The sequence below is a fragment of the Bacteroides sp. AM16-13 genome, from assembly GCF_003602705.1.
GTDB classification, from domain to species: Bacteria; Bacteroidota; Bacteroidia; order Bacteroidales; family Bacteroidaceae; genus Bacteroides; species Bacteroides xylanisolvens.
In genome coordinates this window covers 190,309-206,003 of record NZ_QTLK01000006.1, presented here as the reverse complement: position 1 = coordinate 206,003, position 15,695 = coordinate 190,309, and the positions used below count along the sequence as shown (strand labels likewise).

The following is a 15,695-nucleotide window of genomic DNA, read 5'->3' as shown; positions in this document are numbered from 1 at the left end:
ATTCTCTTTATTGGGTGATCTGAATACTTGATGTAATAGCATTTAGATCGGTTTCGGCTTCTTCATCATAGACAAGCATAACAATGGTAAAAGTTCGCTTCTTGCTTTCTTGGAAATAGTGTAATACAATTTGTTGTATGTCTTCTCCCGGTTCATCAGGAGCTCCGATGTGCAGAGGGTTTGTAGTTCTTGTCATGGATAGCCCGTTGATGTTGACATTGCTCTGTTTATAGTCTTCCGCTGGTTCTCCTTGTGCATTTCGCGGGAGAGTGAGCGATAGCTTCTTTATATGTTCAAACTCTTTTTGTGTATCGTAGGTCAGAGCGGTAACCGTCAGTTGGTTGGCGCCGTTGACGAGCCTAAGCAACGGAGGTTCTGCGCTGGGAGTCAATCCTTTCGCTCCTGTTATTTTCCTCCAGTTGGTAGGATACTGGCAACTGAAATTTGTTTCTGCATCGTAATAAGAAAGCCATGTATCGTTATTGCCTACCGGAACGTATGGTGGATATTGACTGGTAGAAGAACTGTTGGCAGTTTCCCTGCCTGATTGGTTACCGTTTTCGTTTTCTTCTTCCAGTTCACCATTCAGATAGGCTTCTACAATACCGCTTTCCCATTCGCCGCGTATGTCCTGATAAAGAGGGGGAACGTTCTTGCAAAGCATCAAGAAGCTGAACAGGAAAATACAAAAGATACCAAGCTCCCCAAGGATTGAAACGGTGCGTTGTGCATCGGCTTTTTCAAATTTATAGCTGCATACATAGATGATTCCCAGTAGGAAACCGCTTAATAATCCGCCAATATGTGCGGCGTTATCAATCCCGGCTTTCATGCCATAAACCAGATTGTAACCGACAAAAATAAGGATACTGGTCAATAACGTTTTCCGTTGTTCCTTTGCGATGCGATGGAAGAACAGGAAGGCGAGGAATATACCGTAGAGTCCGAAGATGGCTCCGGAGGCTCCGGCACTGATTGTCTCTCCGTGCATATAAAGACTGAATACCGCCGAGCATAATCCGGTCAGTAAATAAGACATGAACATCCGACGGCTTCCTATCAGTCCTTCCAGTAGAAGTCCTACGTACATGAAAGCGTACATATTCATTAGTAGATGAAAAGCACCGATGTGTATGAAGTTGCAGGTCACTGCACGCCACCAGTCGCCTGTAAGGGTCAGCGGTCCGAAGTCGGCTCCCCATTTCAGCAGTGATAAGGTGGAAGGAGACATGATTCCCACTCCGGATGCAATCATCACAATAAATACAAGGATGTTGAGGTCTATCAGGATAGGCGTTGCTATAAAACCTTTGCGGGGAATAAAGAACGACCAGAAAGAGTTCCTCTTCTTTTCTTCCTCCAGATAGGCTTTCTCTTCTTCTGTGAGCGGACGGTTACACTCTTCCTCGAAATCTTTTGCCTTTTGGGTTAGCTCTTCCGGGGTAAGGGATGTTTTTATTTCTTCCATCGTCTCGCGTAGCTTTTGTATATTTTTTCTGTTCTTTCCATAGTCTACAAATTGTACGGAAGAGGATTGGCTGCGCACAGCTACTTCTCCGTCGCTTCCCGGTTCTATGGTGAAGGTTATTTCCTCTCCATGAGAATACATATTGAACGGGACTTCGAATCGTGCTCCTTCCGGAGTCACTTCCTCGATATTCCACTCCAGCTTTTGCGAAGCTTCGAGAGCCAGTATGAGGATTTCTGTTTTTGATAAACCCGGTAAATGCAGTTTGTCGTTATATGAAGGTTTGAGTGCCATATTTCTATTCTTATATAGAGTCGTCGATTAAAAATTACTTATCTCACTGACAAATGTATAGAATAATAATGAAAAATAATAGAATGTGACAAATAAAAAAGCATCCACTTCCTAAGAAGGGATGCTTTTATGAGATTTGATAGAGTATTTATTACTTTTTGTAGAATGCCAAGTCTTCTTTATCGAAGTTTTCGATGAAGTTTGAGTGCTTTTCTACTTCCGCTTCTGCATAGTTCAAATATACATGTGCAGATTTGGAGAACAGTTCGGAAGCCTTGCTGGCATCTTGAATCAACAGGTGACACATGATAATGTCAGCAGCCATTTCCACCAGTTTGCGAGCGGTGAAGTCAAGCAATTCCTGATCTTGTACTTCTTTCACTGCATTGGTGCTTGCTTCGAATTTGTCAGCCATCTTTTTCAGACGAGACATCAGCGGTTCCATTTCCGGTGAGCAAGGAATGGTTTCGAACTCGCGGATGGTAGCGATGTACGAACCATTGGTTACGTAACGGATAGCGGCTACTGTCTGCAACTGGGTAGTTCCTTCGTAGATGCTGGTGATACGTGCGTCGCGATAGATGCGTTGGCAAGCATATTCCATCATGAAACCTGAACCGCCGTGAATCTGAATACAGTCGTAAGCGTTTTGGTTCGCATATTCAGAGTTCATACCTTTAGCCAGCGGAGTAAAGCTGTCTGCTAATTTAGCATATTTCTTCTGTTCCTGGCGTTCTTCCGGAGTCAGTTTACGTTCGCGGGCGATGTCGTCCAATGCTTTGTAGATGTCTACGTAGCGAGATGTTTGATACAGTAAAGCACGTCCGGCATCCAGTTTGCCTTTCATGATAGCCAGCATGTCATACACAGCCGGGAATTCGATAATTGCTTTTCCGAACTGCTTACGGTCTTTGGCGTATGCCAAACCTTCATTGTAAGCTGCCTGGCTCAATCCTACAGATTGTGCGGCAATACCCAGACGGGCACCGTTCATCAGAGCCATTACGTATTTAATCAAACCGAGTTTGCGGTCACCGCAAAGTTCAGCTTTTGCATTCTTATATACCAATTCGCAGGTAGGAGAACCGTGGATACCGAGTTTGTTTTCGATACGACGTACGTTCACGCCACCCTGACGCTTGTCATAGATGAACATAGACAAACCACGGCCGTCTCTCGTTCCTTCTTCCGAACGTGCCAGTACGAGGTGAATATCCGCGTCACCATTTGTGATGAAACGTTTCACACCGTTCAGTAACCAGCATCCGTCTTTTTCGCTGTAAGTAGCTTTCAGCATAACAGATTGAAGGTCGGAACCAGCATCCGGTTCTGTCAAGTCCATTGACATCGTTTCACCTTGGCAGATGCGTGGGATAAAGCGGCTGTGTTGGTCGGGATTGCCAAACTCATAAAGAGTTTCGATACAGTCCTGCAATGACCAGATGTTTCCGAAACCTGCATCGGCAGCAGCCACGATTTCTGCACACATGGTGTACGGGGTGATCGGGAAGTTCAGACCGCCGAACTTACGTGGCATGGTCATACCGTTCAAGCCGGCTTTTACCATTGCGTCCAGGTTCTGTTTGGTTCCTGATGCATATTCAACGCGACCATTGGCACAGTGAGGACCTTCTTCGTCTACACCTTCTGCGTTAGGGGCAATGATTTCTCCTGTGATTTCTCCGGTAATCTCCAACACTTTGTCATAAGAGTCTACAGCATCTTCGAAGTCCAGCGGAGCATAATCGAATTCATCTTTATCTCTGTAATTGCGTTCTTTGAGTTCGCAAATACGTTTCATCATCGGATTGTTCAAGTGAAACTTGAGTTCCGGTATGTCTGTATAATAATTAGCCATCTTTCCTTACTTGCTATTTTGTTTATAATACTTAATCATCTTCGGCACAACTTCTTCGATAGTTCCGTTGATTACGTAATCGGCAATCGTGTTGATCGGAGCATCCGGGTCGTTGTTGATGGAGATGATGATACCACTTTCCTGCATACCGGCGATATGCTGAATCTGTCCGGAGATACCGCAAGCGATGTAGAGTTTCGGACGAACCGTAACACCTGTCTGACCGATCTGGCGGTCGTGATCTGCGAAACCTGCGTCAACAGCAGCACGGCTGGCACCTACTTCTGCGTGAAGTTCTTTGGCGAGGTCGAACAACAGGTCGAAGTTCTCTTTCGAGCCTACACCGTATCCGCCGGCTACGATAATCGGAGAACCTTTCAGGTTGTTCTTTGCCTTTTCTACGTGGCGTTCGATTACCTTCACTACATAGTCCGTATCAGCTACGTACTTTTTCACATCGTGACGGATCACTTCTCCCTGATAAGTCGGAGAGAGGATTTCTTTCTTCATCACGCCTTCGCGAACGGTTGCCATCTGCGGGCGGTGTTCCGGGTTCACAATCGTAGCAACGATGTTACCGCCGAAAGCCGGACGGATCTGATACAACAGGTTCTTGTAAGTCTTGCCTTCTTTCTTGTCTTCGTGGTCACCGATTTCAAGTGAAGTACAGTCGGCAGTCAATCCGCTGGTCAAAGCAGAAGAAACGCGCGGACCGAGGTCACGACCGATTACAGTAGCACCCATCAGACAGATTTGTGGCTGCTCTTCTTTGAAAAGGTTCACCAGGATAGCTGTGTGAGGAAGTGAAGTATAAGGGTAAAGTCCTTCGCCGTCGAAAACGTGAAGTTTGTCTACTCCGTAAGGAAGGATTTGTTTTTCAATATCTTTGAGGCCGGTTCCGGCAACCACTGCTTCGAGTTGACAGTTCAACTGGTTGGCTAACGAACGACCTTTGGTCAGAAGTTCGAGGCTGACGTCTAAAACGTTACCTTCTTCTATTTCGCAATATACAAATAAGTTATTCATGATTATCCGATGGTGTGGTTAGCTAATAGTTCAACAATCAGGTCTTCCACGTCACGGTCGCTGCCGCTGATGGTTTTGCTCTCTTTAGCCTGGAACACGATGTTCTGGATGGCTTTCACTTTTGTCGGCGAACCGGACAGACCGCATTGTGCGAGGTCACCGTTTACGTCGGCTACGCTCCATTCTGCCAGATTCAGATAATCGCGCTTGTCATACAGGTCGGTATAATCAAGATTGCCTTGCTGTTTTTCAGTCACAGTCTTGGCATGTTTGTATTTCTGAACCAATTTTGCGTTACGCGGACGGCAAGGAGCTGCAGAACCGTTGACAGTAATCACGATAGGCAGCGGGCCTTCTACAGTTTCAACACCACCGTCGATGTGACGTTTCACCTTAATCTTACCATCGCCTACTTCCAGAATTTCTTCTGCGTATGTGATTTGCGTCAATCCCAGCTTTTCTGCTACCTGCGGACCTACCTGTGCCGTGTCACCGTCGATTGCCTGACGGCCACCGATAATAATGTCATACTCACCGATTTTGCGGATGGCAGTGGCAAGTGCGTAAGACGTAGCCAGTGTGTCTGCACCAGCGAAAGCACGGTCAGTTAATAAGTAACCGTTATCTGCACCACGGAAAAGTCCTTCACGAATAATGTCGGCTGCCCGTCCCGGTCCCATTGTCAAAACGGTTACGGTAGAGCCTGGATGAGCATCTTTCAATCGGAGAGCTTGCTCGAGAGCATTCAGGTCTTCGGGGTTGAAGATGGCGGGGAGTGCCGCACGGTTAATCGTTCCGTCGGCTTTCATGGCATCTTTCCCAACGTTACGTGTGTCGGGAACTTGTTTTGCCAATACAACAATTTTCAAACTCATGCTATAAATTTTAGTATTAGTATTTCTACAAGTTAGCAGCCAGTAGTCAAGTAGTAATCTCTTGCTATCCAAACTATCCGGTTAACTATCAGCGTGCAAATTTACTCAAACGCTTGGTTCTGACAAGAAATCCGAGTAAAAAATGCACAGGTTTAAGAATTTTGAGCAAAATAGGAGGGTTTTTATAGATTTAATTCAAGGTTCCTCTTTAATAACTTATAATTAATGTGCATTCATAAACCTTTCATTCTTCCTCCTATTAAGCTGGTGATACTTTTACCCTCACACCCTCACCCTCTGGCTCAATCCATTTATTCATCGGGGTTGTAGGTGTGAGGGTAAAGGTGAGGGTAGGTGAGGGTAACTTTTTACCCTCACCCAAAATAATATTGGCATCACTTTATGTTGGTTTTAAAGTAACTATTCTTGTTATGTATTCTCTTAGGTATTTATGCGTTAATGCTTAGTAGTTCTTTTGTTAAGCTCTAATGCTTTGCAAGGGCTCACCCATGTGAACAAAGCTGTTTACGTATGTGGATATATTTGTTTACAACTGATAGCCTGTTTGTTCACACAGGTGAGCCCTTGATAACTATTAAGCAAAGACACATAAACAATAAGGGAAATGCATATGAAATGCGGGTATTTGTCAGATGAGATGCTTGCTTCCTGGAAGATGAGCGTAAGAGTGATGATAACATGACTCAAGCGTTTGACTCCTTCAGCAGAACTTCGATGGCTCCAATAAAGTCAGTTGCTTTAGGCATCAATTCGTCTATTTCTTCCTCGCTTGAATAGGCAAAATCATCATAATCACTACTATGCCGACGTTCGAAAAGTAGGGAAAAACAACGTCCCAATTCACGTGACATACGACCGGTAGCGACGAAATGCAATCCTATCATCTGTTTGACACCTGCATGGGTACCAGGATTTATCTCGTGTTTAATAAGCAGAGCGACTGCTGCATAATAACAGGCATAATAAAGACGGTTTACAGCTGTATTATAATAGCCTTGTTGTTTAGATAGGGTATTTCTTTCAGCGTTTCTTTAGCACGTAGAAAACGGTAAGCTGACAGTGCCTCAATATTTTCCCTGTTTAATTGTTCTTTCATAGTATGATCCCCTCTTTCATTACATTCATACCAAAAGGTGTCTGAAAAGGACGGTTTTCCCAAATCTTTTTCAGCAAGACGCGTGCATTAATTTGCACTCCCGTTTCTATTTCTATATCGTAGAGCGGAGTGATGATACGATCTTCTTCTTTGATGGTCAATTTATTACCGTCAACCAATATCAATAAATCAATATCGCTATCAGGACGGGCATCCCCACGTGCCTCACTACCATATAAAATGGCTTGAGCTTCCGGTGCCACCTGTGTTAAAGCCTTCCGTATTCGTTCTACAATTTGTGGACGTTTCATATTTATTGCTTTTTATTTACGAACAAAGTTATATAAATTATTCGAGAAGTCAAGAGATACAGCTATTTATTCTCTTTAAGTGTTAAAATGGCAGTTACTTATTTTATTGTATACCGATTTCGGCCAATCCTATTGGCTCCCCGTCATGTATCATCCGTGTTGCTTTCAGTTGGACATAGCGGGCGTTGACCGGAGTAAAGTAAACCGATTGCAGAATCGGATTATTCTTTATATTGGAAAATTCATCTTTGGCTACTACCTGATTGACAGCATTACTATCCGTGCCGACAGAGATTTCATAAGAGCTGATTATTCCTTTATTATATTCACTCTGGTCGGGGAGATAATGGAAGGAGGTGATTGTGCGTTCCTCTCCCAAATCAATCAATAATGTATTTCCGTTGATGAAGCAGGTGGTCTGATTGTTTTTATCCATACATTTCTGTGCTTCCTCCGCATCTACTCCGGTGAGCGTGAACGGATAACTCTTCAACTCTTCTGCTTTTGCAGTATATGTATCGGAAGTCTCTCCTGCATAATAGGCTTCTATGTTATTGATACAGAGGCAAGCTCGCGAATCTGTAAAACGGACACGAATCTTATCTGTGGTGACTGTTTCGAAACGAAGAAGGCGTTTATATCCGATAGTGGTCGTCTCTTCATTCAATTTTACCGGAAGCCATTCGCCTTCCTGGTTGTATTCTACAACGAATGATTTGACACGTTGCCCCAGAGGTATATATTCCTGTAACATCATGCGGTTAATCTTTTCCGTTTGAGGCAGGTCAAATTCGATTGTGGCAGAGTTGACACCGTCATTGGTAGCCCAATAAGTATCATACTCACCATCGGTCACCGCTTTTGCAGAGAATGTTTTTTCCCGTTCGTCCGATGCTTTGGGAGAAAGTCCGGCCAATAGGTTGTGTGCCAGTTGCTTTTGTACGTTCTGGTGGAAGTTTACGGCGTTGGCAGAGTCTGTCGGATGAATCAGTCCGTCACGATCGACCGGAAAGTTGAGTAACAATGTTGCGTTATGACCTACGCTACGGTAATACAGATCGGTCAATGCATCTGCTGTTTTCACACGGTCGTCTTCTTCCGGATGATAGAACCATCCCGGACGGATGGATACATCACATTCTGCGGCTACCCATTGGTTGCCGTCGGCATGGCCATATTGCAATTCACGATATTTGGGGTAACCTGGATAAACTTCTCCGGCACGGAGAAAAGACCAGTTGGTAGCTCCTGCAAATCCGTTTTCGTTACCTACCCAACGGCAGCCCGGACCTCCATCCGAGAAGATAACAGCTTGTGGTTGCAACTCGTCGATCAATTTATAGGCTCGCGGATAATCGTAATAAGTTTTGCGGTCGATAGTACGGCTGTCTTTTGCTCCGCCATACCAGCCGTCTCCGCCATTGGCACCGTCAAACCAGATTTCAAAAACATCACCATAGTTGGTTAATAACTCGTTGAGTTGTTTATAGAAGTAGTCTACGTATTCGGGAGAACCATAATTGGCTTGATGCCTGTCCCAGGGAGACAGATAAACTGCGAATTTAATGCCGTACTTCTTGCAGGCATCCGATAGTTCGCGAACGATGTCGCCTTTTCCGTCCTTATACGGGGTGTTGCGGATACAATATTCTGTTAGTTGAGTAGGCCACAGGCAGAACCCGTCGTGATGTTTGGCTGTCAGGATCACTCCTTTCATGCCGGATTTCACAAAGGTTTGTACCCATTGCTCGCAATCCAGGCGGGTAGGATTGAATGTTTTAGGATCGGAATCACCGTATCCCCATTCGCGGTCGTTGAATGTGTTAAGTCCGAAGTGTACGAAAGCGTATGTTTCCATTTTTTGCCATTCTACCTGTTTGGCTTCGGGAATGGGCAGGATAGCTTCCGGTGCTTTGACCGAATTACAGGCACTTAATAGAAGGAGGCCTGCTCCGAAAATAAGAAAGTGTTTTTTCATGGGGGTAATTTATTTGTTAATAATTGAGTGTAAGAATCATCTACAACGTAATTCCGAATACAAAATAAAGTTGCTCTTCATAGGGGTTGGCTATTAGCTTTCCGAATATGGGCAGAGAGAAGTTGGACGTTATTTTGATTTCTTTCGTTGCGGATAATCCGATATTGACTACATTGAATTTGTCGGAGTACATACTTTCCCAAGGGGTAAAACCTGCTTCGACGCTCATGTTTACATCTTTCACGCTGAACGGATAACTCAATTCGCAATAGCTGGACCAGGCACGTTTTCCGTTTTCACGGTAGTCGTTTCCGGCAAAGGTGGTGTACCAGCTGACTGATAATGGAAATTTCTCGCTAAGCATATATCCGGCTCCTACTTCAAAAGTATGTCCCGTGGAATGTGAACTGTAATTGAAGTATTTGAAAGGTTCTTCTTCTGTTTGGGTAAAATAGTTGTTGGCGTAGAGAGTCAGGTTTTTGTATTCGTACTCCAGTGACAAGTCTATCTCATTATTCTTTTCGCGAAATTCGGTAGAACCCCATGCATAGACGGTCAGGCCTTTCCAGTTGAGGCCGAGTGAGGGTTGCACACTTGCGTTGCCGCTGTCTATACCACGCCAGATGTAGCTACTTACAAAATCTGCGGTTACAAAAACTTCTTGTGCCTGTGCAAAGGCTGCGTAACATAAAATAGCAATAAGTACGATTTGTTTTTTCATTATTATTGGTTGTTTTTTTCATTTACAGATGCCAAAGATACAAAAAATGTATGAATCGTAACTGACTAATTATATTCTGTTAAAATGGCAGAAATGAAAAGATTGCTATTTTATCGGCATACATACCAATACTTTACAGCCTTTGGTGTAACAGGTGTCAATACTTATATTACCGCCGAGCCGTTGGATAATGATACGGCAAATGTAAAGTCCAAGTCCTGTACCAGGTTTGAAATCATCTACTTTGGTAAATCGCTCGAATACCCACTCTTGTTTGTCGGTCGGTATGCCTATTCCCGTGTCGGTTACGGAAATAACCACTACTTCTTGATCTTCGTCAATCTGACAGGTTAATGTGATTGTTCCCTTTTCTGTGAATTTTGCTGCATTACTCAATAAGTTACCGATCACTCGTGAGAGGTAAAAAGCGTTAGTCGGTATGATTATTTCTTTCTTATCAGCTTCGGTAATGCATAATATGTCAGAATTTAAGATTTTTTCTTTTAGTATTTCCATTTCTTCTACACAAAGTCCGTATATGTCGGTAGGTTCAACCGGTAGTGGTTCATAGGAACTGACAAGTTCGGATAGTTCCAGTATATTGTTTACTATAGAAAGCAATGTCGTGGAATTGTTTAGTATTAAGTCTTTGAATTCTTCACGAGTCACAGCATCTAGGGATTCATCTGTGATTAGTTCGGAGAATCCGGCTATAGAATTCAATGGAGTCCGTATCTCATGGCAGATAGAATTAAGAAAAGCGGTTTTCATTTTTTCGCTTTCGGTGGCTTTTTCACTTTGTTTTTTGACCTCTTCATTGGCAATCATCAATTTCCTATGCATCTTTTTCAGTCGTTTCACCATATAGCGTTGGTAGATACTCCACGCAATTAGTCCTAGTAATAAAATACAGGAAGCGATGAGCGCTATTTGTTTGTTTTTATAGGCAAGGCTCATTTTATCCAGTTCCAGTTTACTGACATCAAAGCGTGTCTGCATTTCCGCCATTTGTTGTTCTCTCTTTGTTATTTTGTTCTTTGTTTGTAGTTTATTGCCCTCTTTTAAGGCCAGATATGCGTTTTTATAATCTTTTATTTTGTAGTAAAGTCCTGCTTTTACTGCGTAGAGCGGGATAAGGACTTCCGGTTCATAATGTTCCGTAAGGATAGTAGAGTCGATGTAGGTGATGGAGGCTTGGTAGTCTCCAATCGTTTTATAGTATCTTGCTCTGGTTTCGTATGTACTTTTCATCTTGTTTTTCTTTCGGGCTATTCCCATGTATTTTTCATAATACTTTTGGGCTTCCTTTCTGTCAATAAGGTCTCCGAGAAAAATGATTAATGAATATTGCTTCATATAATAGTCTGATTCATCAAGAAACTTTCGCTCGAAAGAGGTATTTTGGCTGTTCCACTTTTTATGAAGTTCAATCATTTTGTTGATTTCATCCGCTGCCTTTTTGTCGTTCACTGCCGTGTATAAGTCCGATAATTCATAACGACATAATATTTCAAAATGGATTCTGTCTTTCATAGGAAATTCTGAGACTTTGTCCAGTGCTCTTTCTATATAAGGTATGGCTTTGCCTATTTCGCTGTATGCATGAGTCAGCAGAGAAAAATAATCCAATGATACTCCTGTGAGGTATTCCCATCTAATTTGTTCTTCGAGTGTCATATCTTGCAAGTTCTCATTTTTCAGTTCATTTAGTTCTTGTTCAATAAGCTCCAATGAATTGTTTTTTCTCATTTCCATCCAGATATTGTAACAATACAGATAGTCGATGAATAGCGCGTTGTGGCTTTCCGGAAGCACCTGTTGGGCGATATTTATATATTTTTTTACTATCTTTTCGTCCTTCGAAGCATATCTTTGGACGAGTGCGTCCAAAGCAAGTTTCGTAATATATTCGTCTTCAGCCTTGACTGCTTCGGTGAGTGCTTCATTCCAATACGTAGTGGCGATATTTATGCTGTCGACATAAATATCAGCCAGATGTACGTATATGATAGCCTTTTTCCCGGCATCCGGGCAATCTTTTAATAAGTTTTGTAAACTATCTACTGGGGTAGATATGGCCGTAGCAAACAGAATGCATGGAATCATAAGTAAAATTCCGGAGATGAGGCTGATTTGTGCTTTTAGGTTGTTCATAAGCGTATCTGTCTATGAAAATTATCTCGTACGGCATCTTCTGCCGCTGATTTAGAGTAAGGATATGTGATAATAATAGTCGGTTCTTCTTTCAGATTGGAAATAACCGTGTATGTCCCTCCGAAATATTCGATTGTCAGACGATTAATCCGATGGCGGACATCCGTTTTTCGGATCTGAAACTCCGCATCTGCAAGTGGAGTATTGATGATACGGAATACAAGTAACTTTTCCTGTTCATTACAATATAAGGAGAACGTGACGTGTCTTTGCAAGTCACAGGGAACCGGATAAATGAGCGTGCTTACAATGACCTGTGTGAAGCGGGTGATATCCAGTTGGGAAGCCTGCTCTTTGATGGTGGTTTTGAAGTCAATTTGTATCTTTCCCTTATTTCTCATTTGTGCTATGCTGACAATATCCGAACATAGAGGAATAATATCATACTCCTGTACTTGCCATTTTGTTTTTCCGGCTTCCAGTCTCGATAAGTCAAGTATGTCATTCACCAGTTGTATCAATTCGGTCGAATTGGTTTGGACAATTTCAGAGTACTCTTTCCATTGAGCGGTTTCTATGCTGTTAGGATCCTGGGTCATCAATTGTGAGAAGCCCAGCACGTTATTAAGTGTACTGCGGATGTCATAACTCATATTGGAAAGAAAATGGCTTTTCACTTCATTTGCTTCTTCTGCTATTTGAGTCATTTTTTTGATTTCTTCCTCCTCTTTTTTTAGTCTTTTTTTTACGTAAAAGATGCGGATAGTGGCAGGTATTAGAATGATTAATGCAATAGTGATTAATGCCAGTTCGATTGTTTGAATGATTGACCGATGCTTTTCCTTTTCCAGGAGTAATTCATCTATTTTTTTCATTTCGTAGATCTCTTCCATTTGGCTCGTGGATAAGTGCTGGTAGAAGGTGTCTTTCTTTGCCAACAGATTACGCAATAAGGGAATAGCCTCATCTGTCCGTCCTGCGTCAGCAAGTATCCCTGCCCGTTTTATCCGGTAGTCGAGACCGTTGTTGTCCGATACTCCTGAAAGCAGATTGATGGCGGAGTCTGCATAAATCAGTGCTTTGTCATACATTTGCGTAATCCGGTAATATTGGGCATATACATCGTAATAGAGTCCCCGGCAGGGGATATAGTCCGTTGGAGAGAAATATTCGTTCATCTTCTTGAGGTGAATACGGGCTTCGTCTATATGACCATTTTGCAGATAATAGTTGGCGTATAATGTTTCCAATAAGAGATAACTGGTGTGATGAATCCTTAATTTGAATTTTGCTTCTTGGCGGGACATTTTGTCCAGTACGATTTCAAATTCTTTTAGATATTTCAGCGATTCTTCGCTCTCTATAGATGCACATGCTAGGGATATCTCCTGTAAGATATCCTTTCTTTCTTCTAGGGAAGCGGTGGCAGGTAGCAGGCGGTAGGCTTCGAATCCTGCGTTTTCTCCTTCTTTGTATCGAGCGGACATCAGATAAGCGTTCATCAGACATAATTTTGCATAGCGCATACCTTGTGTATTGTTTGTTTGGGAGGCGAGACGATACATTTCTTCGGCCTGTGTGATGCTGTATTCTATTTTGTGCTCTATGATATGCATCAAAATTTCCGCCCGTTTGGCTGAAAAATAAGTATTATAGTATTTATGCTTCAGGGATATTTCTGTCAGTTTGTCCATCCACAATTTTGTATTTTTCCCGTCTTGGTGGTTGAAATAATAGACAACATACGCATACATGGCAAGACACTGGTACTCTATGTCCTCTTGTACGGCTGCTTCTTTTAGCAGTCGGTCCAGGTAATTGAGGCAGGACGGTGACATAGGGTCTTGGTAAGCTAATAAATACAGGACGTTTAGTCTTGTTTTGTTGGCAGGTATAGTATCCAGTACCTGCACCAGGCTGTCTTTGACAGTCATTGCTTGGGCGGTCTGGATTGTTATTAGTCCTAATAATATGATGCAGAATATGCCGATTCGTTTCATGCTTGTTCCTCCTTTCTTTCTTCCATTGGTCGGACGGGGTGTGTGAAACAGAATCTGCATCCGTCGGTGTATGCCGGATCTATCCATATCTTTCCACCGATGCGTTCAATAATCAGTTGGCAGATAGACAACCCGAGCCCCGATCCCTGCGCTGTTTCGTTTAGTTTTTCGAAGCGGCTGAAGATGTTCGCCTGTTTTTCCGGGGGAATCCCGCAGCCCGTATCTGTTACGGAGAAAAGTGCATATTCATCTGATTGTAATTCTACTTCAAGGGTAATGCTTCCTTCGGCAGTGAATTTAGTGGCGTTGATGAGTAGGTTGATGAGCAATTGTTGTAAACGTGAATCATCTGTATACAGTTGCAATGAGGTGAGTGGTGTTTTAAAACGGAGTGCTGCCCGGGTTTGTTTTACTTTGTTAACAGTATCGATTACATTGTTACAGATGGCAATAGCATCGTGGGAGCCGAAACTGAATTTCATTTTGCCTACTTCAAGATTGCTCAGGTCGATTATGTCATTAATCAGTTTGAGTAACAAGTCTGAATTTTGCTGTATGACATCGCTGCATTGCCGGCGAGTTTCCGCATCCAGTCCCTGGTCAGTCAGTAGATTGGAGAAACCGGAAAGGGCACTGAGCGGAGTGCGGATTTCATGACTCATGTTGGAGAGAAAAAGGCTTTTGGCATGCATGGCACTTTCCGCATTTAGTCGTGACTGTTCAAGACATTTCTTTGATTCGGCAATCTTTTTGTTTTGTTTTAATATATGTAGCGCCAGGTAAATAATGACAACCAGAATGATGGTGCCGATAAGGATACCGCTCATGAAAATGCGGTTATGTTCGACCTTGTTCTCCACTTTCATCCGGTTTTCCTGATAAGAAGCGCGTAGGTTGTTGATGCGGTGGGTATAACTGGGAGAAGCAATAGAATCTGTGATGCGACTGATCTTTTCGTATAGTCGGGCGGCTTCTTGAGGATCCCCCTTTTTTATCAGCAAGTTTGCTTTTAAGTGAGATACTTGTAAGTAGGTTATCGATTGCATTTTTTGTTTGATACTTTGCAGTACGTTATCATAACATAATAAGGCGAGTTCGTTTTTTCCGATTGTTTCGTTATATAATCCTTGTGAGCAGAGAAAAGGGGAGTAGTAATACGGCTCTTTGCAGGAGTGGTAGATTTTTTCTACTTCGAGGAAACTATCCTGCGCTTTCTGCGACTCTCCTGTCATTATATAATATGCCACATCGGAACAATAATGGAAGAACAAAATGGTTTGGTTGGTATGCATGGCGTCTGATTTCAGCAGCATTTCCCTGTATGATTCCGCTTCTTCCGAGTTGTGTTCTCTGATGAAAATCTCTTTCAGATGTAACATTGCCATTTCTTTGTAATAGTTGCCTTCCGAAGAAGATACAGGATGAAGGATTGCTTCTTTGTAAGCGTTGGCTGCCTCTTCAGTCATATTTGAGCAATAATAGGCATCTCCGATAGCTGTATTGGAGAGTGCTATTCCTAAATCATATTTCAGAGTTTCGGCTTTTTCATACATAAGCCGTGCTTCGTCGATAGCTTGCCCGATGTTGCCGGATAAAGAGTGTGCATGTACTAATAGTTGTTTGATTCGGAAGAAAAGTTCTATTTGGTTCTCTTGTTCAAGTATCGGGCTTAGTTGCTGTTCCCATATTATGATACTGTCTATAGAGGCTATCGAATCATAAGCAAGGTTGGCATTGATAAGATGCTGTAAGGCGTACAAATGTTTGGAAGTCCTGTCCTTTGAATGTAATGAAATGCATACAAACAGGTTGATGATAAATGATATGTAAACAGCCTTTTTCATTTTGGGGATGTTTTGTTGCGTGAGTGTTTATTATTTCTCCCCAAAAATA

Annotated in this window: 10 protein-coding genes and 1 pseudogene; all 11 read right to left on the bottom strand. The window is 42.7% G+C overall.

Translation table 11 applies throughout. The features are described 5' to 3' along the window. Positions 1-7 precede the first annotated feature (7 nt). Positions 8-1,762, bottom strand: a complete 1,755-nt coding sequence (locus DW173_RS06745) for a rhomboid family intramembrane serine protease (RefSeq protein ID WP_120144099.1) — start codon at positions 1,760-1,762, stop codon at positions 8-10. 151 nt (positions 1,763-1,913) lie between these two features. Further along, a complete protein-coding gene (locus DW173_RS06740) occupies positions 1,914-3,620 on the bottom strand; it encodes an acyl-CoA dehydrogenase family protein (RefSeq protein WP_007748504.1) in 1,707 nt (568 codons plus the stop codon). A gap of 6 nt (positions 3,621-3,626) precedes the next feature. After that, complete coding sequence (locus DW173_RS06735; RefSeq protein WP_055278939.1) at positions 3,627-4,646, bottom strand: electron transfer flavoprotein subunit alpha/FixB family protein; 1,020 nt, start codon at positions 4,644-4,646, stop codon at positions 3,627-3,629. A 2-nt stretch (positions 4,647-4,648) separates the two neighbouring features. Further along, positions 4,649-5,521, bottom strand: coding sequence for an electron transfer flavoprotein subunit beta/FixA family protein (locus DW173_RS06730; protein ID WP_004314244.1), 873 nt, complete (start codon positions 5,519-5,521; stop codon positions 4,649-4,651). A gap of 704 nt (positions 5,522-6,225) precedes the next feature. Beyond that, positions 6,226-6,638: pseudogene (locus DW173_RS06725) on the bottom strand (HEPN domain-containing protein). Further along, complete coding sequence (locus tag DW173_RS06720; protein ID WP_118407234.1) at positions 6,635-6,949, bottom strand: nucleotidyltransferase domain-containing protein; 315 nt, start codon at positions 6,947-6,949, stop codon at positions 6,635-6,637. The pseudogene DW173_RS06725 and the gene DW173_RS06720 overlap by 4 nt, the downstream one beginning before the upstream one ends. Before the next feature lie 103 nt (positions 6,950-7,052). Then, positions 7,053-8,927, bottom strand: a complete 1,875-nt coding sequence (locus DW173_RS06715; protein ID WP_120144097.1) for an alpha-L-fucosidase — start codon at positions 8,925-8,927, stop codon at positions 7,053-7,055. Between the two features lie 40 nt (positions 8,928-8,967). Beyond that, positions 8,968-9,648 (bottom strand): hypothetical protein, encoded by a 681-nt coding sequence (locus DW173_RS06710; RefSeq protein ID WP_120144096.1) that lies wholly within the window; start codon positions 9,646-9,648, stop codon positions 8,968-8,970. A 105-nt stretch (positions 9,649-9,753) separates the two neighbouring features. Continuing rightward, complete coding sequence (locus DW173_RS06705) at positions 9,754-11,802, bottom strand: sensor histidine kinase (protein WP_120144094.1); 2,049 nt, start codon at positions 11,800-11,802, stop codon at positions 9,754-9,756. After that, complete coding sequence (locus DW173_RS06700) at positions 11,799-13,889, bottom strand: sensor histidine kinase (RefSeq protein WP_233562107.1); 2,091 nt, start codon at positions 13,887-13,889, stop codon at positions 11,799-11,801. The genes DW173_RS06705 and DW173_RS06700 overlap by 4 nt, the downstream gene beginning before the upstream one ends. Beyond that, positions 13,799-15,646, bottom strand: a complete 1,848-nt coding sequence (locus DW173_RS06695) for a sensor histidine kinase (RefSeq protein ID WP_120144090.1) — start codon at positions 15,644-15,646, stop codon at positions 13,799-13,801. Before DW173_RS06695 ends, DW173_RS06700 begins: the two co-directional genes overlap by 91 nt. Positions 15,647-15,695 lie beyond the last annotated feature (49 nt).

Excerpts from the sequence above, each read along its gene's own strand:
- DW173_RS06745 (WP_120144099.1), bottom strand. The coding sequence starts at position 1,762 with ATGGCACTCAAACCTTCATATAACGACAAACTGCATTTACCGGGTTTA.
- DW173_RS06740 (WP_007748504.1), bottom strand. The coding sequence starts at position 3,620 with ATGGCTAATTATTATACAGACATACCGGAACTCAAGTTTCACTTGAAC.
- DW173_RS06735 (WP_055278939.1), bottom strand. The coding sequence starts at position 4,646 with ATGAATAACTTATTTGTATATTGCGAAATAGAAGAAGGTAACGTTTTA.
- DW173_RS06730 (WP_004314244.1), bottom strand. The coding sequence starts at position 5,521 with ATGAGTTTGAAAATTGTTGTATTGGCAAAACAAGTTCCCGACACACGT.
- DW173_RS06720 (WP_118407234.1), bottom strand. The coding sequence starts at position 6,949 with ATGAAACGTCCACAAATTGTAGAACGAATACGGAAGGCTTTAACACAG.
- DW173_RS06715 (WP_120144097.1), bottom strand. The coding sequence starts at position 8,927 with ATGAAAAAACACTTTCTTATTTTCGGAGCAGGCCTCCTTCTATTAAGT.
- DW173_RS06710 (WP_120144096.1), bottom strand. The coding sequence starts at position 9,648 with ATGAAAAAACAAATCGTACTTATTGCTATTTTATGTTACGCAGCCTTT.
- DW173_RS06705 (WP_120144094.1), bottom strand. The coding sequence starts at position 11,802 with ATGAACAACCTAAAAGCACAAATCAGCCTCATCTCCGGAATTTTACTT.
- DW173_RS06700 (WP_233562107.1), bottom strand. The coding sequence starts at position 13,889 with ATGGATAGATCCGGCATACACCGACGGATGCAGATTCTGTTTCACACA.
- DW173_RS06695 (WP_120144090.1), bottom strand. The coding sequence starts at position 15,646 with ATGAAAAAGGCTGTTTACATATCATTTATCATCAACCTGTTTGTATGC.